The following is a 20,718-nucleotide window of genomic DNA, read 5'->3' as shown; positions in this document are numbered from 1 at the left end:
GAATATGACACTTTAGGTAACTTGATGAATACAAACATAACATTAGTGAATGAAACAGAAGATTTGCCCGGTGATTTTGCCATCTGGATATTTATTCTGGCAGAAATGCTGGTGTTTGGCGTGATGTTTATCGTATACGCCTTTGCGCGCTCTAACCAGATTGACGTGTTTAATACATCTCAGCTTACCTTAAGCCGTGGCTTGGGTACTCTAAATACGATTATTCTGATTACCAGCAGTTATTTTGTCGTGCGTTCGGTATCTGCGATTAAGTCAAACAATTCGAAGCAGTCTGCGCATTGGTTAATCGGCACTATTTTAATGGGTGGCATGTTTGTCGCTGTAAAGTTGTGGGAATTTAATCAGAAATTCTCAGCGGGCATTACGCTGGAAACGAACGATTTTTATATGTTTTACCTGACGCTCACTTTTTTCCACCTGATGCATGTGCTGATGGGCATGATTATTCTTGCATGTATTGTGTACAAATTAAAAAACGGCGTCTACAGCGCACAAGAGCATTTTGGGGTTGAAACCGGCGCCTCGTTTTGGCACATGGTAGACCTGCTGTGGATTATCCTTTTTCCATTGATTTATATTATTCGATAACCATGAATACACAACTCAACCGTTTTGCTACATTAATCTGGCTAACGCTGGTAATGCTCACTATTGGTACCTTTTTAATCGGCGAAGAAGTAAGCGCTGGAAAAACCGTAATGCTGAGTGTGCTAGTAATCTCTCTAATTAAAGGGCAACTGATTGCTAATTATTTTATGGGTTTGCGCTATGTAGGCTGGCTGTGGCGCGGCGTTATTCTAGGTTACTTTGTTATTGTCGGCAGCATGATTGCCATTGCTTACCTGAACTAGCATGGCCTGCTCAGCAGGCTGAATTGAAAGCGTTTACATGGATACAAAAACAAGCAATACCCCATTTTATGAACCAAGCGGTGATGAGTGCGAGCTATTTGAGCGCGCCTGGAAAAACCGCCTGCCATTGTTGATAAAAGGTCCTACCGGCTGCGGGAAAACAAGGTTTGTGTCGCACATGGCGGCACGTTTAAACCTGCCACTGTATACCGTGGCTTGCCACGATGACTTGACCGCAGCGGACTTGGTTGGTCGCCATTTAATCGGTGATGGCGAAACTATCTGGAACGATGGACCACTGACGCGTGCGGTGCGTGAAGGCGGCATCTGTTATCTGGATGAAGTGGTTGAAGCGCGTAAAGATACGACCGTGGTACTGCACCCGCTGGCGGACGATAGGCGTATGCTGCCGATTGACCGCACAGGAGAGTTGCTACAGGCGCCGCCGTCTTTCATGCTGGTGGTTTCTTACAATCCTGGATATCAGAACTTTTTAAAAGGCATGAAGCCTTCTACCCGGCAGCGGTTTGTGTCATTGACGTTTGATTTTCCGACTGCTGCACAGGAGGAGGCTGTACTGATTGGTGAAACAGGTATTGATACCATGACAGCCAAGCGTCTAGTTTCTATTGCCGGAGCATTCCGTGCCTTGCGTGACCATGATCTGGAAGAAGTCGCCAGTACGCGTCTGCTGGTATATGCAGCTACCTTGATTAAAGATGGTTATGATCCAGTGCGCGCCTGCCGTGCTGCTTTGGTGGAGACGCTGACTGATGACGCTGAAACAGCAGTCGCTTTGAATGAAGTGGTCAGCGCCACCTTCGGACGTTAATGGAAGAGTACGTAGGAGCGCTGTGGGATCGCCTGATTACCGGGGCGGCAGAGAAGCGTCATGCTGCAGTGACCGTTAAGCTGGATGATATTGCCAAATCCGCTGCGATATTTTTCAGGGCATTAGGCGGCGACCCCGGGCTGGGTATTTCCGCAGCACCGGCAGTGCGTCATGGAGCTCGTCGGCGTTTGCTGCAGCGCGTGGCCGGTAGCGGTGAAAAGGTAGAGCTTTCATGGCGTGACGGCGAAGTGCTGCGGCTGCCATCGCAGATAGACCTGTTTGCAAAGCAGACACTGAACCGCGACCTGTATTTCTGGCTGGTAGCTTTAGCTGCAGCAGAGTCAGATAACAGTCAGCCATGGATAATCAGAAACCAGTTAGCTACCCAGGCCACACTTGAACGTTTCCCTGGTTTACAGAGCCGCTATGACTGGCTGGTAGAGGCCGTCATCGCGCTGCGCATTCCAGCGGAAAAACTGCCAGCAGATGAAGCAGCTCAGGAAAACACTATCCGCCAAGCATTGCAATATCCGGGTACGGTGGATGCTATAGCGCTGACAGCGCGCCCGTTCCAGCCGGTACCACTATGGCCGCATCCACATCCTCCTGTGAATGCCGCAACATCAAGTGCTGCAGGCTTAGGCTCGCCTGAACAAAGCGGTAACGCCGCCAATAAAAAGAGCCGACGTAAACATCTGGCAGAGCGCACCGATGCAAAGGAAGATAAAAATGGCTTTCTGATGATGTTCCGCGCCGAGAGCCTGTTCTCATGGTCTGAGTTCGTGAAGGTGAACCGCCCGCAGGATGAGGAGGACGATTCGGAAACCGCGCAGTTAGCGGCTGAAGATATGGATAACCTCACCATCGCACGCGATGGTAAAACCAGTGCCGCCAATGTGAGGTTCGATCTTGACTTACCAGCCGGTGCTGTGGATGATACGCCGCTGGGTGAAGGCGTTTTATTGCCAGAATGGCACTGGAAAAAGCAGGTGTTGCAGCCGGATTACTGTAGTTTGCAGCAGCTGATTGCCACCGATGCCAAACCGTGCGAGCTCCCGCACGCATTAAAAAACACAGCCAATCATCTAAGGCGCCAGTTTCAGGCGCTTACGCCGACTAGGCATTGGCGTAAAGGTCAGCAGGATGGCGATGAGCTGGATATGGATGCATGGGTGCAGCTGGTTTCTGAGAAAAACAGCACGATGCCAACCTCAGAGCATGGGCTTTACCGGGTACAGGTGAATCAGGAGCGTGATCTGGCATGTCTGCTCCTAGCCGATTTATCCCTTTCTACTGATGCTTATGTTTCAAATCACTCACGCGTGATTGATGTGATTCGCGATAGCCTGCTTTTGTTTTCAGAAGCGCTCACTGCAACTGGTGACAGTTTTGCACTATACGGTTTTTCATCGCTTAAGCGTAGCCATGTACGCTTTCATTACATCAAGGGTTTTGAAGAAAAATATAGCGGTCAGGTGCGTGGTCGCATTGCCGCGATCAAACCCGGCTATTACACCCGCATGGGCGCAGCAATCAGGCAGGCATCAAGCTTATTAGTGCAGCAGAAAAAGCATCAACGCCTATTGCTGATACTGACAGATGGTAAACCAAATGATCTGGATCAGTATGAGGGGCGCTATGGTATTGAGGATACGCGCATGGCGTTATTGGAAGCTAAAAAATTAGGGCTGCGGCCGTTCTGCGTCACCATAGATTCCGAGGCCAGCGACTATTTGCCGCATCTTTTCGGCGCAGGTGGTTATGTGGTGATTCGTAACCCTGAAGACTTGCCGAAAGAGCTGCCGTTGCTATACGCGCAGATGACACGCTAAACTGTTAAATCGTAGCTTCTCAGTTTTTTCACATCGGTAATCATCACCTCTTTGCCGTGCACTTCAATTAACTCCATTTGCTGAAGTTTTGCCAAAGTGCGTGAAAGTGTTTCTGGGGTCAGGTTCAGCAATGAGGCAATGGTGGTTTTACTCGTAGGCAACGTGATGTTACTGGCATCGGGCGCATCAGCGCTGATTTGTAGTAGATAGCCGATGAAGCGCTGTGTGCATGATTGCAACGATAGCATTTCAATATCTTGTACCAGTTGGTGCATTCTGACAGACAACCCAGCTAGCATCTTACGAGAGAATAGTGGGTCATTATCTAGCATGGAAAATATCAGGCTCTTTGGTATGAGTAATACCTGAGAATCCATGATAGCTTGTGCGTAGACAGGAAATTTCCGCTCTAGAAACAAAATGGCTTCACCGAAGCTTTCTCCGGGTGTCACAATGCTGATGATTTTTTCACTGCCTTGCGGAGAGGTGACTCCTAGTTTTAATTGGCCTTCTAATAAAATATAAAGACCAACCGCCGCATCACCACGATTAAATATCGACGTCCCTTTTGGAAAGTCAATGAGTTGAGCATGTTCTGCAATCACGCCAATTTGCTCTGGTGCTAATTCCTTAAACATAAAAAAGTTAAAAAGAGTTTGTGAAATGACGGATTTATTCATTTGCAGATACCAATAAAAGCTGAAGTTTGATAATGTAATTAACAATTATTGCGTCACGTAGATATATTTCATCGTGAAAGCATTGGTAGTTACCAACAAGTTTTACCTTATACTTGTTTTCACTAATTTTTATTCTATATATGTTGCATATATTATGCAACATATATAGAATTCATCACTACTATGCAAATTACCAAACTATGCAAATTACAAAGTTCACTGATTTAGGGCTAAGAGTTCTAATGTATCTCACACAAGAGGTGAATACGTCCACCGTCACCATTAATGAAGTGGCTAAGCAGTTTGATGTCCCAAGAAACCACCTGATTAAAGTGGTGACAAGGTTAAATAAATTAAATTGGGTTGTTGCCACACGCGGTAGGACTGGAGGCTTAAAACTTGGAGTTAGACCAGCGGAGCTAAAACTAGGCAATGTTTTACGAGAGCTAGAGAATAAAACTTCTCTGATTAATTGCGCTGAGCCGCTTTGTGTTTTAAGTGGTCAATGTAATTTAAAAGAGATATTAGATCACGGCTTAAATAGCTTTTATGAGGAAATGAACAAATACACATTGCAAAGTATTGTGGATCATAAAACACAGCAAGCCGTTATTAAGTTGCATCAACGATATGTAGCTTGATCATCATTCAGATGATTGGCTGATAGCAGTATTCATTCAGCAAGATTTACCAAGCACTCATCCGAGTGTTTTTTTTGAACATAAAAGTAGTATTTTAAATGCAAGTTAAGGAGATGTCATGTTATCAATGTCAGCAAAACCATATATAGAGGCGAGTGTTCCTGTGTTAAGGCAGCATGGATTAGCCATTACCACACTATTTTATAAAAATATGTTCGAATCACATCCTGAGCTTAAAAACCTATTCAATATGGGAAACCAGGCTAATGGGTCACAACAGCAATCTTTAGCAGCGGCAGTGTTTGCTTATGCCGCAAATATAGAAAATAGTGCAGCATTAGCACCAGTGATTGAACGGATTGTGCATAAGCATGTATCGGTTGGCATTAAGCCTGCTCATTATCCAATTGTTGGTCACCACCTAATTGGTGCAATCAAGGGCGTGCTTGGTGATGCTGCCACCACTGAGCTTTTAGCCGCTTGGGAAGAGGCGTATGGTCTGTTGGCAGATGCGCTGATTGATGCAGAAAATAGATTATACAAGCACAATAACCAACAGCCAGATGAGTGGCTGAAAGTAAAGGTTGTAGAGAAGCGACATGAGTCAGACGATGTGGTTACCTTTATCTTGCAAGCCACAGATTCATTAATATTGCCAAGCTTTAAGCCTGGCCAATACATCAGCGTGGCAGTGCATGTTGAAGACTTAAACCTAAGGCAGATTAGGCAATATAGCCTGTCTGACGCTAATCAGTACAACACTTACAGAATTACAGTAAAGCGAGAAAAGGGGGATGAATATAAACCTAGTGGCAACGTATCAAACTGGCTACATCAGCATGTTAGGGTTGGCAGTGTGATCGATATTAGCTATCCATGTGGAAATTTCACGCCTGACATTCTAGACCAACAACCTATCGGGCTAATTTCTGCAGGCGTAGGCATCACACCCATGATATCAATGGTAAAAGAGATTTCTGTGAATAATCCGACTCGAAAAGTTTTATTCGCGCATGCGGCAAGAAACAGAACTAGCATTGCACATATAGACGAGATAATACAAATAAAGAATGATTTAAGCCACTTAGAGACTATTTTCTTTTTGAATGAGTCAATAAAGAAGAATATTGACGAGCGGGAAGGGCGTATGGATTTAACCAATCATGTATCGGATGAATTTAAAAATGGTGTTTATTATATCTGTGGGCCGCAATCATTTATGGATGATCAACGCGATGCTTTGCTAGAACTTGGCGTAGACGCTAATAAAATTCATAGGGAAGTATTTGGTCCAGAGAGCTTGAGTCATATTATTTCTTAAGTAATATTATTGAATGAGAAGTTGATTCGGTGGGTGTTGACTTTAACGCTCACCAATCTAAAGCTATTGATATATTGGTTTTATTTACCATCTCAAAAGATACAAACCGCTACTGCTATCTGAGTGCAGAGGTTAGGAGCTAACTATTAAACTAGCTGTAGCATTTGCTTTCTGCCTTTAATTATATGTGTGGCGATGCGAGTAAATGCCAAAGACCTAGCCACCTTGCACGAAGTGATGCAGACGCGTGGTAAAGTAGTTAAAAAAGCCTATGTGTAAAAGCTATCTATCGATAAACGTCCAGTTATCTGTGCTGTGTAGTTAAATTCCAGTGTGCAACTCTCAAAAATATCGCTTAACTTGTTTATGCAACTAAACTAATCTATGCAGCTATATTTTATGCAACTAAATAAAGTTTAGTTCACTCACACAAACAACCACCATAAAAAGTAGCTATAAGGAGAAGCGCCATGCTGAAATGGAATGATGTATTGAAGCTTGCAAATCAGGGCAATCTTACCCCAGATAAGAGAGTGGCCAAAACAGAAGCTGAGTGGCGAGGGCTGTTAAGTGACGAAGAGTATTGGGTAACCCGAGAAGCAGGTACTGAAAGGGCATTTAGTTCTGCGTTATGCTCACTACTTGAGCCAGGCATTTATGCTTGCCGCTGCTGTGATACATTGCTGTTTGATGCCTCAGAAAAGTTTGATTCAAGAACGGGCTGGCCATCTTTTAGTCAACCAATCAAACCCAATGCCATTGCTTACCGTTTAGATAGCAGCCATGGCATGACCCGCGTTGAAACTACTTGTAATGCCTGTGATGCGCATTTGGGTCACGTTTTTCCTGATGGGCCTGGTGAGAGTGGTTTGCGTTACTGTATGAATGCGATTGCGCTTCAGAAAAAATAAGAGATGACATTTGCCAATGTTAGTGTAATTAACGTTTGCAAGAAAATATCAGGTAGCTAGGACTATAAAATGTGACGGGCACGATGAATAGTGTACTAATGCTTAGATTGACTAGTGAATTTTGCTTGAGTCATTGATTTTTATGACTTTTGGCGTCCCCACGGGGATTCGAACCCCGGTCGCCTCCGTGAAAGGGAGGTGTCCTAGGCCTCTAGACGATGGGGACCTAAGAAAGTATTGCTCTTTAAACAGCGCGTTATATTTCAAACACACTTTTTAATCATTGCCTGTAAATAGTTAAAGTAACAGTTTACATTTATTGGCGTCCCCACGGGGATTCGAACCCCGGTCGCCTCCGTGAAAGGGAGGTGTCCTAGGCCTCTAGACGATGGGGACCTAAGAATTTACCGCTAAACTACAAGTGCAGCATTTTACTACAATTTGCTAATAAATCGAAGCTATTTCTAACACTTTGGTGGAGGTAAGCGGGATCGAACCGCTGACCTCTTGCATGCCATGCAAGCGCTCTCCCAGCTGAGCTATACCCCCAAAACCTACTTGCTTTTGCTTTAAAAGCGTTGCAGCGTTAGCGAGGCGCAATATTAAAGATGGGCGCGGGCCTTGTCAATCACTTTCATTCTAATTTGCTCAAAAACTCAAAAAATAATGCATGTGCCCGGCTCACCTTATGCGGCTTGCTTTGTGCAACTTACTTTTTAAACTTAACCGCGAATGTTCGATTGACTCTCAAACTGGGTCAACTCAACACGTGGTTGTGGTTGCCATCCTTGTTTACGATGTTCAGCAATGACATTGGTAAATACACCACCTCGTACATAAAATTTAGCAGTGACTCGCATAAACTTAGGTTGTGTTGCTTCAACCAGGTCATCCAGAATGCTGTTTGTAACAGCCTCATGGAAGCAGCCTTCATCGCGAAATGACCACATGTAGAGTTTTAAGCTTTTAAGCTCTACACAAAGCTGGTCTGGGATGTAATCTAAATAAATGACAGCAAAATCGGGTTGGCCCGTTTTAGGACACAAGCAAGTGAACTCCGGAATTTCCATATGAATATGAAAGTCACGTTTCGTGTTTGGGTTTTCAAATGTCTCTAGTGTTTTAGAGGGTTGCGCAGTTGGTTTGGTACCTAAGGAGAGTTCAGTCATGATAGATAGTAGAGCTTTTGGCTTAAAAAACGTTATTATAACGTTCTAAGTCAAACCTAATTAGTAAAAGTTCATTTTGCGTTTAACTCACCTAAAACTCTCTGGTTTCAAATCTTTTGTTGACCCCACAACATTGTACATACATGGGCAGCGTGTTGGCGTGGTTGGCCCTAATGGTTGCGGAAAATCCAACGTCATGGAGTCTGTACGCTGGGTGCTGGGGGAGTCTTCTGCCAAAGAGATGCGTGCAGATGCAATGGATGCGGTTATTTTTAATGGTTCCGGTAATCGAAAGCCCATCTCGCGCGCCAGTGTTGAATTGGTGTTTGATAATAGCGAGGGCGGTGCGTCAGGGGAGTGGTCTCAATACGCGGAAATTTCTGTAAAGCGTGTCATTGAGCGCGATAAAGGCTCAACTTACTATATTAACAACACCGTTGTGCGCCGTAGGGATGTAGCCGACTTATTTTTGGGCACAGGCTTAGGTGGTCGTGCTTATGCAATTATCGGTCAAAATACCATTAGCCGCATTGTAGAAGCACGCCCTGAGGAAATGCGTATCTTTCTTGAAGAGGCCGCAGGTGTTAGCAAGTATAAAGAGCGGCGTAAGGAAACCGAGCAACGCTTACGTGACACACGTGAAAACTTATTGCGTGTAGAAGATATTTTACGTGAGCTGGATACGCAGATAGTACGCTTGCAATCACAGGCGATGGTGGCTGCACAATATAATCAAATGCAAGAAGCTTTGAATATTACAAAAGCGCAGATTTGGTTATTAAAGAAACGTGATGCAAGTACACAATGGGAAAAGTCGCAACGCACGGTTGAAGGGCTGGTCAACGCGCTTGAGGCGCAAATGGCCGGTTTGCGAAGTAGTGAAAGCACGCTAGAAACATTAAGGCAGCAGCATGTTGCCTCAAGTGAGGCGGTTAATACGGCCCAAGCGGCTTATTACGAAGCGAATGCAGAGGTTTCTAATCTTGAGAATCAAGTGAAAAATACTGCTGATGCCAGAGAGCGTTTACAACTTCAATTACAGCAATTACTTACCCAGTTAGAAAAGAACACTAATCAGCGTCATCAAGTGGAAGAGGCGCACACGCTGGCGCAGGCTGCTCTAGTTCAAGCCGACGCTGATTTCATAAGTGCTGAAGATGCCGTGAAGGCTGCAAGTAGTGATGTGCCATTAAAGTTGCAGGAGTACCAAGCGGTGCTTTCTGCGTTTAATGCCAGTCAGTCAGCATGGCTAAATGCAGAACAACGCTTGCGATTAGAGCAGGCGAATATGACGCATTTATCTCGTTCCGTCACAGAAACTAGCGAGCAGTTAAAGCGCTTACAGCAGAATTGTGAGTCATTACAAATACCTGCTGACAGTTTAATTGTAGAAAAACAGTCACAATTAAGTGCGTTGGAATTAGAGGTTGCCGAGCTGGAACAGAAAAATGCAAATGCTGTTCAGCAAGAGCAGGCTTTACATTTGGACATTAAAGCTAGCAGAGATGAGACTCATCATCATCAACGAGCTTTGCATGTGCTTGAGGCTGAAATCAACTCATTAGCAAAGCTGCAGCAGTCTATGCGTCAAGTAGACAATAGCTCCGCATTGGGTGCTTGGCTGAGCAGTGTAGGCCTCAATGGCAAGCTAAATGAAAATTTAAGGATATGGCAGGCTGTTCGTATAGTGTCTGGCTGGGAAACTGCATTTGAGGCATTTCTTGGGGCAAAACTTAATGCTATTGCGTGTGACCAATCATTTCTAGCATCTAATCTGGGAAATAGGGCGCCGGTAGCCATGACGCTGGCCGTCACCGCCGATGCTGTACCTACACACACTAAAATATCATCTCCTTTTGCTGAAATGTACTCATTAGTTGAGCATGTGACGCCAGCCCTTCAGGCTGTGTTGCAGGATTGGCTTGCTGGCGTTTATATACTCGACAATGATGCGGATATTACCCAAGCCACTCATTCGTTAAAACAAGGCGAGTGTTTGGTTAATCAACATGGTGACATTTACACGCGGCAAAGTGTGACTTATTTTGGTGAGCAATCTGTGCTACACGGTGTGCTTGAGCGCCAAGCACGCTTAACTAACTTACAAACGCAGTTACCCGAGGTTCAGGCGCAACTCACACTTAAAACTGGTCAGGTATCTTTGCTGGAAAGTAACTTGCAGCAGTTACGGGCGATGCAACATACGCATCAGCAACACTTGAAGCAAGTAACCCAACAGGCGCACCAGTTAAATTTACATTTGCAACAGATTAAGCAGCAGCAAGCTAATGCAATACAGCGGCAAAGGATGTTGCAAGCAGATTGCAATGTGGCGGAAGAAAAGTTACAAAAGCTGCAAATTGAAAGCACTCAAAAGCAAATGGTATTGAGTGAGATTTCAAATAGCCTTGTATCGCTTCAGCATGAGAAGCAGTCAATGGAGTCAAAAAAGCAATCTGCAGAAAGTGTGTTAAATAAGGCGCGTGCGCAGTTGCAGGAGGTAGAGCGCTCGCATCAAGAGAAGAGTTTTAATGTTAAGTTAATTAATAATAATATCAACGATTTAAATTCGAAACTTGGATTTTTACTTGAAGAAGAAAGTTCGCTAAAATTACGTTGTGCAGACGTAGATGGCACGCTAGCTTCTACTAAAATGGAAACTTTAAAAGCGAACTTAGAGGCGGCGTTAAACACCAAGCAGCAACGAGAGGCATCACTAGCAAATGCTCGTAGTGCAATGAGTGAAAGCGAATCTGTTTTGCAACAGCAAGAGCGTCTGAGGCTGCAACTGGAGCAAGAGTTACATCCTTTACGAGATAAGTTAGAAGCTGGTCGCTTGAGTGAGCAGGAGTCGCGTATTTACTTTGAGCAATGCCAAGCCGAACTTGCGGCATCAAACATTGAAGAGGCACTGCTTGATAGTCATCTCAAACAAAATGCGACCACAGAGATTAAAGTCAGAGACCTTGAAAGAAATAAAACAAAGCTTGAGACTGACATTGAAGCTTTAGGCGCTGTCAACTTAGCTGCCATAGAAGAGTTAGCTTCAGAACAGACGCGTAAACACTACATAGATAGCCAATGTCGCGACTTGAATGAAGCGAGCAAAACCTTAGAGGATGCTATTTTCAAGATTGACCGTGAAACCCGTAGTCGTTTGCAACACACTTATGATGAGGCCAATAAACACTTTAATGAGTTATTTACCACGTTGTTTGGTGGTGGGCAAGCTAGGCTAGAGCTGTTAGGTGACGAGATCCTCGACACAGGGATACAAGTGTTTGCACAGCCGCCAGGCAAGAAAAACAGTACGATTCACTTGTTATCAGGCGGTGAAAAGGCGCTCACGGCATTGGCTTTGGTATTTGCTTTATTTAGATTAAATCCAGCGCCATTCTGCTTGATGGATGAGGTGGATGCGCCACTGGATGATAGTAACACTGAGCGATTCTGTGCCATGGTAAAAAAAATGTCAGAAAGAACACAGTTTTTATACGTGAGTCATAATAAAATTACGATGGAAATGGCGCAGCAATTAATCGGTGTTACTATGCAGGAATCAGGTGTTTCACGCATAGTGGACGTAGATATGGAAGAGGCTGTGAAAATGGTTGAAACGGCATCTTAATCGCTGTTGTAATTTAGTTGAGAGTTTAATGTAAATGAACGATTTGCAAATAATATTGATAATTATTGGTGCTTTAATCATTGCTGCTGTACTTTTGTTTAACTGGTGGCAGGAGAGAAAGTTTAACCAGCAAATAGAGAACAGCTTTTCAGAGTCGCAAAATGACGCGCTTCTGAATAATGATACGCACACTAACGCAGCCAATACCTTTGAAAGTGACTTCGAAGAAGATAACTTTTCTATTGATACCGAGCGCTTAAAAGAGCATTTTCATCATGATGTTCATGATGACAGATACGAAGCAATCAGCAATATTGAACCAGAAAATAGCAAAGATGTTTTAGAAGATATTGATGAGGCATACTCAACATTAGTGGCGAGACAACACCATGAGCCTGAGCATCATCTTGATGAGCACTTACATGATGATGTTGAAGCGTCTGCCCATGCCGCCAATATCAAGCCCGCACAGCATGAAGAAATTAAAGCAATTTTCAATGACGCTTTCAACCAGGCAAGCAACCAAGCAAGCAGCCCAGTCAATACAACAGCGACGAATCTCAACCTTAATCATGTGGAAGAGAAAGTTAATGTTGAAAATGTCGCATCAATAGCGCCTACACATACAGCTCAACCCGCTGCTGCTGTTAATGATGTGATGAAATCCAGCTTACCGGCAATGTTGCAATCGCAAATGGATTTAATTGCTGTTATTTATTTAGCCAATGAAACGAGCGTTTCAAACCTGACAGCAAGTATTGGCGGCTTTTTCGAAGATTATGACAAGCCAATTCATTTGCATGCGTTAATTAATGATAGTGATTGGGTTCCACTAACAGCTTTAGCAACGCAGCCTGATATTGCAAATCAAAATACAAGTAAAATTACATGCAGCTTACAGCTTGCTGACCGCGCTGGTGCTGTCACTCGTAGCATATTGAATCGATTTCAATTGGCTGTAGAAACTTTAGGCTTGGATATTGATGGACATGTTGAATGGCAAAGTAATGGTGATCCACTATTAGCGGCTTCAGCGCTAGATGCTTTTTGCATTGACGTTGATAAGACCATGGGGTTCCATTTGGTGCATGGCGACAATGGCGCCTTCACCGGCACCAAGTTAAGAGGCTTGGGCGAAGCGCAGGGTATGGTGTTGGAGGCCGACGGAGCATTCAAGTATTACCATAAAACTGATAGTCAAACACCACCAGTTGTAAATAGCACACCATCAGTTTCTTTTATCATGTTTAATCGAGATAACTATCTATTTAACCCAGAAATGTTAAGAACCAGCGTCATAAAAGCCGTGACTTTTCAGCTGGATATCCCGCATGTCATGCATTGCACTGAGGCATTTAACCAAATGGTGCAAGTGGCAAGGCAAATGGAGCTCGGTTTAAACGCTGTATTGGTTGATGATAACAATAGACCATTAGGTGATATGCAAATCGAAAAAATTCGGCAGCAACTCAAAGTGATTTACGCCACCATGCTAGTGCGAGGTATCGTGCCTGGCTCAGATAGTGCGCGTAGATTGTTTTCATAAGTTTTAAGGTTAGATTTAATGTCGGATTCGAAGTTGAGCAGCGCTGAGCAGCGTGTTTTAGCGTTACGTGAGTTGATTGCGCGTTATGACTATGAATATTATGGTCTAGATGCCCCCTCTGTGCCTGATAGTGAATACGATCAACTTTATCGTGAGCTGCAAACGTTAGAAATCCAAACGCCTAGCTTGATTACCTCAGACTCGCCAACCCAGCGCGTTAGCGGCTCTGCCGCCAATGCTTTTAATAGCATCACCCACCGCCAAGCAATGCTATCACTCAATAATGCTTTTGAACTTAGTGAGCTGGAAGCGTTTGATAAACGCATTCGCGATACGCTAGGAACTGCGCAGGTTGAATATGCCGTAGAGCCTAAATTTGACGGCTTAGCCATTACACTTACTTACGAGCATGGTATTTTTACGCAAGGCGCTACACGCGGTGATGGTTATGCAGGGGAAGATGTCACACATAACCTGCGCACTTTACGTGCGATTCCGATGCGTTTAAATATTGCAAACCCGCCACAGTTGCTCGAAGTACGTGGCGAAGTGCTTATGCTGAAACGTGACTTTGATAAACTCAACCAAACGCAGTTAACCAAAGGTGAAAAGCTCTTTGCTAACCCGCGTAACGCAGCAGCAGGTAGTTTGCGACAACTGGATGCAAAAATAACAGCCACACGCCCACTTACATTTTTTGCTTATGGCTTGGGTGTTGCTGAGGGCATACCAACGCTGACTAGTCATCGTGCTGCAATGGATTATTTGGCCAGCTTACATTTTCCTGTCAGCAATGTGCGTGATGTAGTCTATGGCGTGGATGGGCTAAGTGACTACTATGAAAGAATCGGCCAGTTACGCCAGCAGTTGCCTTTTGATATTGATGGTGTCGTCTACAAAGTTAACCAATTTAATCAGCAGAATGAGTTGGGCTTTGTGTCTAGAGCACCTCGCTGGGCAATTGCGCATAAGTTTCCTGCACAAGAGGCGTTGACAGAAGTAGAAGATATCACGGTGCAGGTAGGGCGTACTGGTGCAATTACACCAGTAGCAAGGCTAAAGCCAGTGTTTGTAGGTGGTGTAACGGTGACGAACGCAACGCTACATAATGAAGATGAAATTCGCCGTAAAGATATTCTAATAGGCGACACCGTGAGTGTGCGCAGGGCTGGAGACGTGATTCCTGAAGTGGTGAGTGTGGTGCTAGAAAGAAGGCCATCTAATGCTCGCCGTTTTGAAATGCCAACTATTTGTCCAGAATGTGGCTCACATATTATCAAACAAGAAGATGAAGCGGTTGCACGTTGCTCTGGCGGCTTGTTTTGCCCTGCACAGCGCAAACAAGCGATCACTCATTATGCATCTCGTCGCGCAATGGATATTGAAGGTTTAGGTGAAAAGCTGGTGGACCAGTTGGTTGAGGCTGATTTGGTGCATACGCTCGCTGATATCTACCAACTTGATATTAGCACGCTTAGTAACCTTGAGCGCATGGCCGAAAAGTCTGCTCAAAATATTTTAGATGCACTTAATGCCAGTAAGGAAACTACACTTGCTCGCTTTATTTACGCCTTGGGTATGCGTAATGTGGGCGAGGCCACCGCTAAAGACTTGGCGAAGCATTTTGGTAACTTAAAAGCTTTGATGGATGCATCTATTGAGAGTTTACTCGAGGTCAACGATGTTGGCCCAATTGTTGCTGAGTCAATTAAAGACTTCTTCTCTGAAGAACATAATAAAGAGGTGATTAAGGCACTATTAGCAGCTGGATTACATTGGCAGGAAACCGAAGGTAGGCAGCAATCAACAGGTAAGTTGAGTGGAAAAACCTTTGTGTTAACTGGCACCTTGCCAACAATGTCGCGCGATGACGCCAAAGCATTAATAGAAATTGCTGGTGGCAAAGTAGCAGGCAGTGTTTCAAAAAAAACAGACTTTGTTGTCGCAGGGGCTGAAGCAGGAAGTAAATTGGAGAAAGCACAGTTATTGGGCATTACGATTTTAGATGAGGCAGGCTTATTAGCAGTATTAGCTGAAAGCGAATAACCATGGTAAATGAAGGCTATCAATTTCAAGATGATGTGATTGCAATCGCCAAAGAAGCAGGTGAGGCGATTATGCAAATTTACTCCACTGATTTTGGCTTTGAAATGAAGTCTGATAACTCCCCACTGACAGAGGCTGATATTGCTGCACACGATATTATCGTTGCAAGACTTCACCAACTTACGCCTGACATTCCTGTGTTATCTGAAGAGTCTGATGCGATTGATATTGGCTTACGTTTGAGTTGGCAAAAATACTGGTTAATCGACCCATTAGACGGCACGCGTGAGTTTCTTAAACGTAATGGCGAGTTCACCGTTAACATTGCACTAGTTAGCCAGCATCAGTCGATTATGGGGGTGGTGTATGCACCAGTGTCAGGCTTAACTTATTATGCAAGTAAAGGGCAGGGCGCATATAAACAAATCGGCACGGCATCTGTACAAAGAATCCATACAAAAAACTTGAATCTGCAACAGATTACAATAGCAGGCAGTCGGTCGCATTCAGATGAAAAGTTCCAGAAATTTATGCATAGTGTAGAGACTGTCACTTTAGCCAAACCTGAACTTATTCGTTTAGGAAGCTCTCTAAAAATTTGCTTAGTAGCAGAGGGTGGTGCTGATGTGTATCCTCGCTTAGGGCCAACTTACGAATGGGATACTGCGGCAGCGCATTGCGTACTGCAAGAAGCGGGTGGAGATATTGTAGATGAGCATGCAGTCACGCTGAGTTACAACAACAAACCATCACTATTAAACCCACACTTTTTTGCAACGGCCGAGCGCTCACAGCAATGGGCAGCTTTCTTATAATTATTAATTACATCATCAAAGAGTAACTATCAACAATGAAACTACAAAAAGCTTTAACTATATTATTTACCTCTTTGTTTTTTAATACGATTCATGCGGCTAGTGATCATGCATTTTCATGCAACAAAGCCTACGATCAAATGGATTTGTCGACAGCGTTAACCTTTGCATCTAAAGCACTGAGTGCCGATAAAAGTGATAAGGAAGCGTTAATATGCCAAGGTCGCGTATATAGCGCACAAGGGAAGCTGGACGATGCTTTATCTTCGTTTAAATTAGCAGACAAACAATCTAAAGACGCATTTGATAAAACGATTGTTGCGCTTGTGACTGGACACGCTTACAAAGACGCTGGCCAATATGAGCAAGCGATTTCAAGCTACGAGCAAAGCTTGCAACAAGCAAAAGTAACGCATAGCAAAGCGTTTGAGCGCGTGGCACATCAAAGCATTGGGAACGTGCATCTTAATGCCAAGCAATACCAATCTGCACTTGATGCATATTTAACCGCCAACACGCTTGCAGCAAATGATAACGAGCGCGGTGAAAGTTTTGAATCTGTCGCGTTTTCTTATCACATGTTAAACCAACATGATGCAGCACTAGAGTATCAAATTAAAGCATTTTTAATGCATGAGAAATCAGGTACGTTAGACCAATATGCACACTCCAGTATTGAGTTAGGTCGCTATTATGCGGCTGTAAAAAACTATGCCAATGCTGAAAGAACGCTGAATAAAATTATTAAATTCGCGAAAGACCAAGGCGGTGCCTATTATGAAGCTTACGGCTACTGCATATTGGCGCAAGTGAAAGCTGCCAATGGTGACACTACAACGGCCAAAACGCTTATCGATCAAGCCAAACTAATCGCTAAAAACACCAAGGATCAGGCGCTAGCGGAAGAGATTGAGAAAGAAACGCAAGGCCTGATTTAATCACATCCTTTTGCATTAATTTTGTAAGGATAATTCATACACTCAGACTAAGGGTTGTCCATTAAACTCATTATGAGTTGCGTGGTCACAGCTAGGTGACAGATTTTCGCATATAGTTATGATGGTTTAATACTTTTAAAACATACACTTTGCTGACTGGGTACCCCATGATTATTCAACAAAAATCCGACATTGTGCCTTCAGATATCACACCTAAAGAGGTATTTGAAAATCGGCGTCACTTTATCAAGCAAGCTGGGTTTGGCTTGCTTGCCACTTCAGCACTTGCTCATAGCAATCTGCTGCTTGCGGCAGATGCTACGCGTCTAAATGGTCCTGCTGGCAAAAGCGCTAAATCAATATTGTCGCTACCAGGGTTTACTAAAACATCTTATGGTAAAGATGAAAAGTTAACCTCATACGAAGATGTCACCACTTACAATAACTTTTACGAGTTTGGCACAAGTAAAAGTGAGCCAGCGGTCAACGCTAAGTTGTTTAAGCCACATCCATGGACAGTTAGCATTGAAGGGGAAGTGAAAAAAAATAAAACCATTAGCATTGAAGACATCATCAAGCTAGCCCCACTAGAAGAGCGTATTTACCGCATGCGTTGTGTAGAGGGGTGGTCTATGGTGATTCCATGGCTTGGCTTTCCCCTTGCTCAGTTAATCAAATGGGCAGAACCTAATGCAAATGCCAAATATATTGAATTTGTGTCCCTTGCTGATTCGCAACAAATGCCGGGCGTTAACTTGCCTATATTAGATTGGCCATATACAGAAGGCCTGCGCATGGATGAAGCAATGAATCCACTGACCCTGATGGCGGTTGGTTTATATGGTGAAAAACTACCTAACCAAAATGGCGCGCCAATGCGCTTGGTTGTGCCTTGGAAATATGGCTTTAAGGGGGCTAAATCAATCGTTAAGATTCGCTTTACTGAAAAAATGCCAATCACCACTTGGATGAAAGCAGGGCCTAAAGAGTATGGTTTTTACGCAAATGTAAATCCTCAAGTAGAGCACCCACGCTGGACGCAATCTTCAGAAAAAAGAATTGGTGCTGGTTTATTTGCTGGTCGTATTAAAACGCAGATGTTTAACGGTTATACCGAGCAAGTAGGGCAGATGTATGCAGGCTTAGATCTACGTAAGAACTTTTAAACGACAGGTCTACCGCTATGCACATTAAACAACTTTTGCGGCGAGTCCCTAATAAGAGGCAAATAAGTTGGATTAAATTCAGTTTATTTACGCTTTGCTTAGTACCGCTTGCCCGCTTAATCTGGTTAGGTATCAGTGATGATTTGACCGCTAATCCTATTGAGTTCATTGAAAGATCAACAGGTTTTTGGGCTTTATTTGTTTTACTGCTGACATTAAGTCTTAGCCCTATCAGGCTACTATGGGGGATTGCGTGGCAGCTACAGTTCAGACGCATGTTTGGACTGATGATGTTTTTTTACGCCAGCATACATATCACTATTTATTTATGGCTAGATTACGGTTTTGATTGGGCTGACATTCTGAAAGACATTATCAAGCACCCATACGTATTGGTAGGGGCCTCAGCCTATTTGTTAACCGTGCCATTAGCGATAACTTCTAATCAATACATGATGCAGAAATTGCGCGAACATTGGAAACAGCTACATCTGTCCGTATATTTAATTGCCATCTTGGCTGTTGTACATTTTTGGTGGCTGGTCAAAAAAGATATAAGAGAGCCATTATTTTACGCACTGGTTTTAGGCTTACTTTTGGGGGTGCGTTTGTTTTATAAATTGCGCCAGATGAAATCAAAGTCAGAAAAAACAAGAAAAATGAAGTTGTCCGTATCTACTTAGCGTTAATTTCTGTAAGTATTGTCAATATTTTCCGACTAATCAACAAGAACAATATTTAGGATAAAGTAAATGTACAAAAGTAAACTGATAAGTTGTGGCTGCGGTATCTATACAAACGGCATTTATCATTTAAATCGCCTTTCTGAAAGCATTCCCCCTTTGTTACTCAGATTAATACTGGCTTACGAGTTTGGTGAAGCTGGGTACAAAAAACTCCATGGAGAGAATTGGTTTGCTGATATTACGTTTCCATTCCCATTTGGCTTGATTCCGCCAGAAATTAATTGGCATATAGCAATCTATTTTGAGTTATTAGGTGCGGCTGCGTTGCTTCTAGGATTTGCAACAAGGTTTTTTTCTGCAACACTCATCATCCTTACCATCGTGGCAATTGCTGCGGTGCATTGGCCTGCTCAATGGTCTAGTTTAAGTGAGTTATGGACAGGCTACCGCATTCTTGATGAGCAGGGCGACGGTTTGGGTAACTACAAATTACCATTGATATATATCATCATGTTTTTACCATTGCTGTTTGGCGGCGCAGGTAAATTGAGCTTAGATTATTTAATCAAACAAAAATGCCAAAGTAATTGATATTAAGAGTCTTTAATACTAAAAAGCATGGATATTAAACGTGGTTAATATTTAAACCACGCGTACTAAGCATTGCTAATTATCAATCCTTAGTACGCGATTTGCCCAGATAAATACCAGCCAGATTGGTTGCTTTTATTCACAATGTTGCCTAGATCCAAATACGCTGCGGTGAGTGATATATTTTTAGCAGGAAACCATGCTAAAAATATATCATGCGCGTTTTCTTCTTTAAATACACTCAAATTATCAGGTTTGTAACGATATTCAGTCCCTAATAACACCTGATCTGTCAGCATCACTGCAATAGACGCAGCCGGTTTGATTTGATAACTATCGCGATTATCCCCACCAAACCCCAAAAAACCAAACTGATTAGCTTTTGTTGCTTGCAACGTACCATTCAGCAGTAAATTTCTACCGAAAATTGCATCTAAGTAAAGTTTTGTAGCCGCAAAATAGACGTCGACACCTGTTTGATGTTCTGCGCCAAGCGCTTTAGGGATATTGCGAAAATCTTCATTGTGTTTAATTTGAACGCCCACTGCCACCTGTGGTAGCAATGTATCCTGATCGTAGATAGCATCGCCAAATAAGCGTAGTTTCACGCCCAATGTGTTTACACGAATACTTTCACCTGGCACCGTATCGCTTAGGCCTAACTTTTGCTGACTTAAAGAAATTTCTAAACGATTATACAAGCCAACGCTAACACCACCTGCGCTAATTTCAAAATCACCATTTGTTTTTGCCTCAGTATAAAAAGCCGTACCGCCCACTTGTTTGTCTGTACCATAACCTGAAATTAAAGCCCATGGCGTTAATCCTCCACCGCCAGCACCTTCCATTTGCATCACGCCGCCAGTAGCCAATAAGCGGTCACCAGCCAATAAAAAGTTTGAATGGCTTAACATTAAAATTGCTAAAGCATTCAACGACCAAGTCAGTAGTTGTTTTTTGTTGGGACTATTCAACACCATATTTGTCTTTCTTATTGCTATTTAAAAATAATAAACACTAAATTACGTAGATTAATCACAGTAG

The 20,718-nt window shown here is 43.4% G+C and carries 18 protein-coding genes and 3 tRNA genes; 15 read left to right on the top strand and 6 right to left on the bottom strand.

What is annotated here, in order from left to right; translation table 11 throughout:
• The first annotated feature begins 24 nt into the window (after window positions 1-24).
• From FG24_RS10520 to FG24_RS10505, 4 genes are read left to right on the top strand one after another with little or no spacing between them, the layout of a single operon-like run.
• On the top strand, window positions 25-609 hold the full coding sequence (locus tag FG24_RS10520; RefSeq protein WP_036303289.1) for a cytochrome c oxidase subunit 3 family protein: 585 nt from the start codon (window positions 25-27) through the stop codon (window positions 607-609).
• A 2-nt stretch (window positions 610-611) separates the two neighbouring features.
• Window positions 612-872 (top strand): cytochrome C oxidase subunit IV family protein, encoded by a 261-nt coding sequence (locus FG24_RS10515; protein ID WP_051901520.1) that lies wholly within the window; start codon window positions 612-614, stop codon window positions 870-872.
• Between the two features lie 37 nt (window positions 873-909).
• On the top strand, window positions 910-1,704 hold the full coding sequence (locus tag FG24_RS10510; protein ID WP_036303288.1) for a CbbQ/NirQ/NorQ/GpvN family protein: 795 nt from the start codon (window positions 910-912) through the stop codon (window positions 1,702-1,704).
• Window positions 1,704-3,536 carry a nitric oxide reductase activation protein NorD gene (locus FG24_RS10505; RefSeq protein WP_036303284.1) on the top strand — a complete coding sequence of 611 codons (1,833 nt, stop codon included), beginning with the start codon at window positions 1,704-1,706 and terminating at the stop codon, window positions 3,534-3,536. Before FG24_RS10510 ends, FG24_RS10505 begins: the two co-directional genes overlap by 1 nt.
• Here the strand turns inward: FG24_RS10505 and FG24_RS10500 are convergent.
• On the bottom strand, window positions 3,533-4,174 hold the full coding sequence (locus FG24_RS10500; RefSeq protein ID WP_235189765.1) for a Crp/Fnr family transcriptional regulator: 642 nt from the start codon (window positions 4,172-4,174) through the stop codon (window positions 3,533-3,535). The genes FG24_RS10505 and FG24_RS10500 overlap by 4 nt on opposite strands.
• 182 nt (window positions 4,175-4,356) lie before the next feature.
• Between FG24_RS10500 and FG24_RS10495 the strand changes: the two genes are divergently transcribed.
• The 3 genes from FG24_RS10495 to msrB all read left to right on the top strand — a co-directional run bounded on the left by FG24_RS10495 (window position 4,357) and on the right by msrB (window position 7,089).
• The gene (locus tag FG24_RS10495; RefSeq protein ID WP_369797036.1) at window positions 4,357-4,857 is read left to right on the top strand and encodes an Rrf2 family transcriptional regulator; all 501 of its coding nucleotides are present in this window, start codon (window positions 4,357-4,359) and stop codon (window positions 4,855-4,857) included.
• Window positions 4,858-4,975: 118 nt separating this feature from the next.
• Window positions 4,976-6,178: an NO-inducible flavohemoprotein gene (gene hmpA / locus FG24_RS10490; protein ID WP_036303281.1), complete on the top strand. Its 1,203-nt coding sequence runs from the start codon at window positions 4,976-4,978 to the stop codon at window positions 6,176-6,178.
• 470 nt (window positions 6,179-6,648) lie between these two features.
• Window positions 6,649-7,089: a peptide-methionine (R)-S-oxide reductase MsrB gene (msrB, locus tag FG24_RS10485; protein ID WP_036303279.1), complete on the top strand. Its 441-nt coding sequence runs from the start codon at window positions 6,649-6,651 to the stop codon at window positions 7,087-7,089.
• Between the two features lie 150 nt (window positions 7,090-7,239).
• On the opposite strand, the gene FG24_RS10480 is transcribed toward msrB, so the two are convergent.
• The 4 genes from FG24_RS10480 to queF form a co-directional block, all read right to left on the bottom strand.
• Window positions 7,240-7,315 (bottom strand) — tRNA-Glu (locus FG24_RS10480).
• A gap of 94 nt (window positions 7,316-7,409) precedes the next feature.
• A tRNA-Glu gene (locus tag FG24_RS10475) sits at window positions 7,410-7,485 on the bottom strand.
• Between the two features lie 77 nt (window positions 7,486-7,562).
• A tRNA-Ala gene (locus tag FG24_RS10470) sits at window positions 7,563-7,638 on the bottom strand.
• 173 nt (window positions 7,639-7,811) lie between these two features.
• Window positions 7,812-8,258 carry a preQ(1) synthase gene (gene queF / locus FG24_RS10465; protein ID WP_036303277.1) on the bottom strand — a complete coding sequence of 149 codons (447 nt, stop codon included), beginning with the start codon at window positions 8,256-8,258 and terminating at the stop codon, window positions 7,812-7,814.
• Window positions 8,259-8,334: 76 nt separating this feature from the next.
• Between queF and smc the strand changes: the two genes are divergently transcribed.
• From smc to FG24_RS10425, 8 genes are all read left to right on the top strand, one after another.
• Complete coding sequence (gene smc / locus FG24_RS10460) at window positions 8,335-11,886, top strand: chromosome segregation protein SMC (protein WP_036303276.1); 3,552 nt, start codon at window positions 8,335-8,337, stop codon at window positions 11,884-11,886.
• A gap of 34 nt (window positions 11,887-11,920) precedes the next feature.
• Window positions 11,921-13,432 (top strand): cell division protein ZipA C-terminal FtsZ-binding domain-containing protein, encoded by a 1,512-nt coding sequence (locus tag FG24_RS10455; protein ID WP_036303275.1) that lies wholly within the window; start codon window positions 11,921-11,923, stop codon window positions 13,430-13,432.
• An 18-nt stretch (window positions 13,433-13,450) separates the two neighbouring features.
• Entirely contained in the window at window positions 13,451-15,478 is a 2,028-nt protein-coding gene (ligA, locus tag FG24_RS10450; RefSeq protein ID WP_036303272.1) for an NAD-dependent DNA ligase LigA, read from the top strand.
• A gap of 2 nt (window positions 15,479-15,480) precedes the next feature.
• Window positions 15,481-16,293, top strand: coding sequence for a 3'(2'),5'-bisphosphate nucleotidase CysQ (gene cysQ / locus FG24_RS10445; protein WP_036303269.1), 813 nt, complete (start codon window positions 15,481-15,483; stop codon window positions 16,291-16,293).
• 35 nt (window positions 16,294-16,328) lie between these two features.
• Complete coding sequence (locus tag FG24_RS10440; protein ID WP_036303267.1) at window positions 16,329-17,231, top strand: tetratricopeptide repeat protein; 903 nt, start codon at window positions 16,329-16,331, stop codon at window positions 17,229-17,231.
• A gap of 167 nt (window positions 17,232-17,398) precedes the next feature.
• The gene (gene msrP, locus FG24_RS10435; RefSeq protein WP_036303266.1) at window positions 17,399-18,397 is read left to right on the top strand and encodes a protein-methionine-sulfoxide reductase catalytic subunit MsrP; all 999 of its coding nucleotides are present in this window, start codon (window positions 17,399-17,401) and stop codon (window positions 18,395-18,397) included.
• Window positions 18,398-18,414: 17 nt separating this feature from the next.
• Window positions 18,415-19,080, top strand: a complete 666-nt coding sequence (locus FG24_RS10430; protein WP_036303263.1) for a sulfite oxidase heme-binding subunit YedZ — start codon at window positions 18,415-18,417, stop codon at window positions 19,078-19,080.
• Between the two features lie 69 nt (window positions 19,081-19,149).
• Window positions 19,150-19,674, top strand: a complete 525-nt coding sequence (locus FG24_RS10425; protein ID WP_036303260.1) for an HvfX family Cu-binding RiPP maturation protein — start codon at window positions 19,150-19,152, stop codon at window positions 19,672-19,674.
• An 89-nt stretch (window positions 19,675-19,763) separates the two neighbouring features.
• Here FG24_RS10425 and FG24_RS10420 read toward each other — a convergent pair whose 3' ends face one another.
• On the bottom strand, window positions 19,764-20,588 hold the full coding sequence (locus FG24_RS10420) for a DUF3034 family protein (protein WP_235189764.1): 825 nt from the start codon (window positions 20,586-20,588) through the stop codon (window positions 19,764-19,766).
• Window positions 20,589-20,718 lie beyond the last annotated feature (130 nt).

The sequence above is a fragment of the Methylotenera sp. L2L1 genome (assembly GCF_000744605.1).
Lineage (GTDB): Bacteria > Pseudomonadota > Gammaproteobacteria > Burkholderiales > Methylophilaceae > Methylotenera.
Note: the sequence above shows the minus strand (reverse complement) of the source record. Positions and strands in the feature narration are given on the sequence as shown.

Coding starts and splice junctions, on each gene's coding strand:
- FG24_RS10520 (WP_036303289.1), top strand. CDS start 25: ATGAATACAAACATAACATTAGTGAATGAAACAGAAGATTTGCCCGGT.
- FG24_RS10515 (WP_051901520.1), top strand. CDS start 612: ATGAATACACAACTCAACCGTTTTGCTACATTAATCTGGCTAACGCTG.
- FG24_RS10510 (WP_036303288.1), top strand. CDS start 910: ATGGATACAAAAACAAGCAATACCCCATTTTATGAACCAAGCGGTGAT.
- FG24_RS10505 (WP_036303284.1), top strand. CDS start 1,704: ATGGAAGAGTACGTAGGAGCGCTGTGGGATCGCCTGATTACCGGGGCG.
- FG24_RS10500 (WP_235189765.1), bottom strand. CDS start 4,174: ATGTTTAAGGAATTAGCACCAGAGCAAATTGGCGTGATTGCAGAACAT.
- FG24_RS10495 (WP_369797036.1), top strand. CDS start 4,357: ATGTTGCATATATTATGCAACATATATAGAATTCATCACTACTATGCA.
- hmpA (WP_036303281.1), top strand. CDS start 4,976: ATGTTATCAATGTCAGCAAAACCATATATAGAGGCGAGTGTTCCTGTG.
- msrB (WP_036303279.1), top strand. CDS start 6,649: ATGCTGAAATGGAATGATGTATTGAAGCTTGCAAATCAGGGCAATCTT.
- queF (WP_036303277.1), bottom strand. CDS start 8,258: ATGACTGAACTCTCCTTAGGTACCAAACCAACTGCGCAACCCTCTAAA.
- FG24_RS10455 (WP_036303275.1), top strand. CDS start 11,921: ATGAACGATTTGCAAATAATATTGATAATTATTGGTGCTTTAATCATT.
- ligA (WP_036303272.1), top strand. CDS start 13,451: ATGTCGGATTCGAAGTTGAGCAGCGCTGAGCAGCGTGTTTTAGCGTTA.
- cysQ (WP_036303269.1), top strand. CDS start 15,481: ATGGTAAATGAAGGCTATCAATTTCAAGATGATGTGATTGCAATCGCC.
- FG24_RS10440 (WP_036303267.1), top strand. CDS start 16,329: ATGAAACTACAAAAAGCTTTAACTATATTATTTACCTCTTTGTTTTTT.
- msrP (WP_036303266.1), top strand. CDS start 17,399: ATGATTATTCAACAAAAATCCGACATTGTGCCTTCAGATATCACACCT.
- FG24_RS10430 (WP_036303263.1), top strand. CDS start 18,415: ATGCACATTAAACAACTTTTGCGGCGAGTCCCTAATAAGAGGCAAATA.
- FG24_RS10425 (WP_036303260.1), top strand. CDS start 19,150: ATGTACAAAAGTAAACTGATAAGTTGTGGCTGCGGTATCTATACAAAC.
- FG24_RS10420 (WP_235189764.1), bottom strand. CDS start 20,588: ATGTTAAGCCATTCAAACTTTTTATTGGCTGGTGACCGCTTATTGGCT.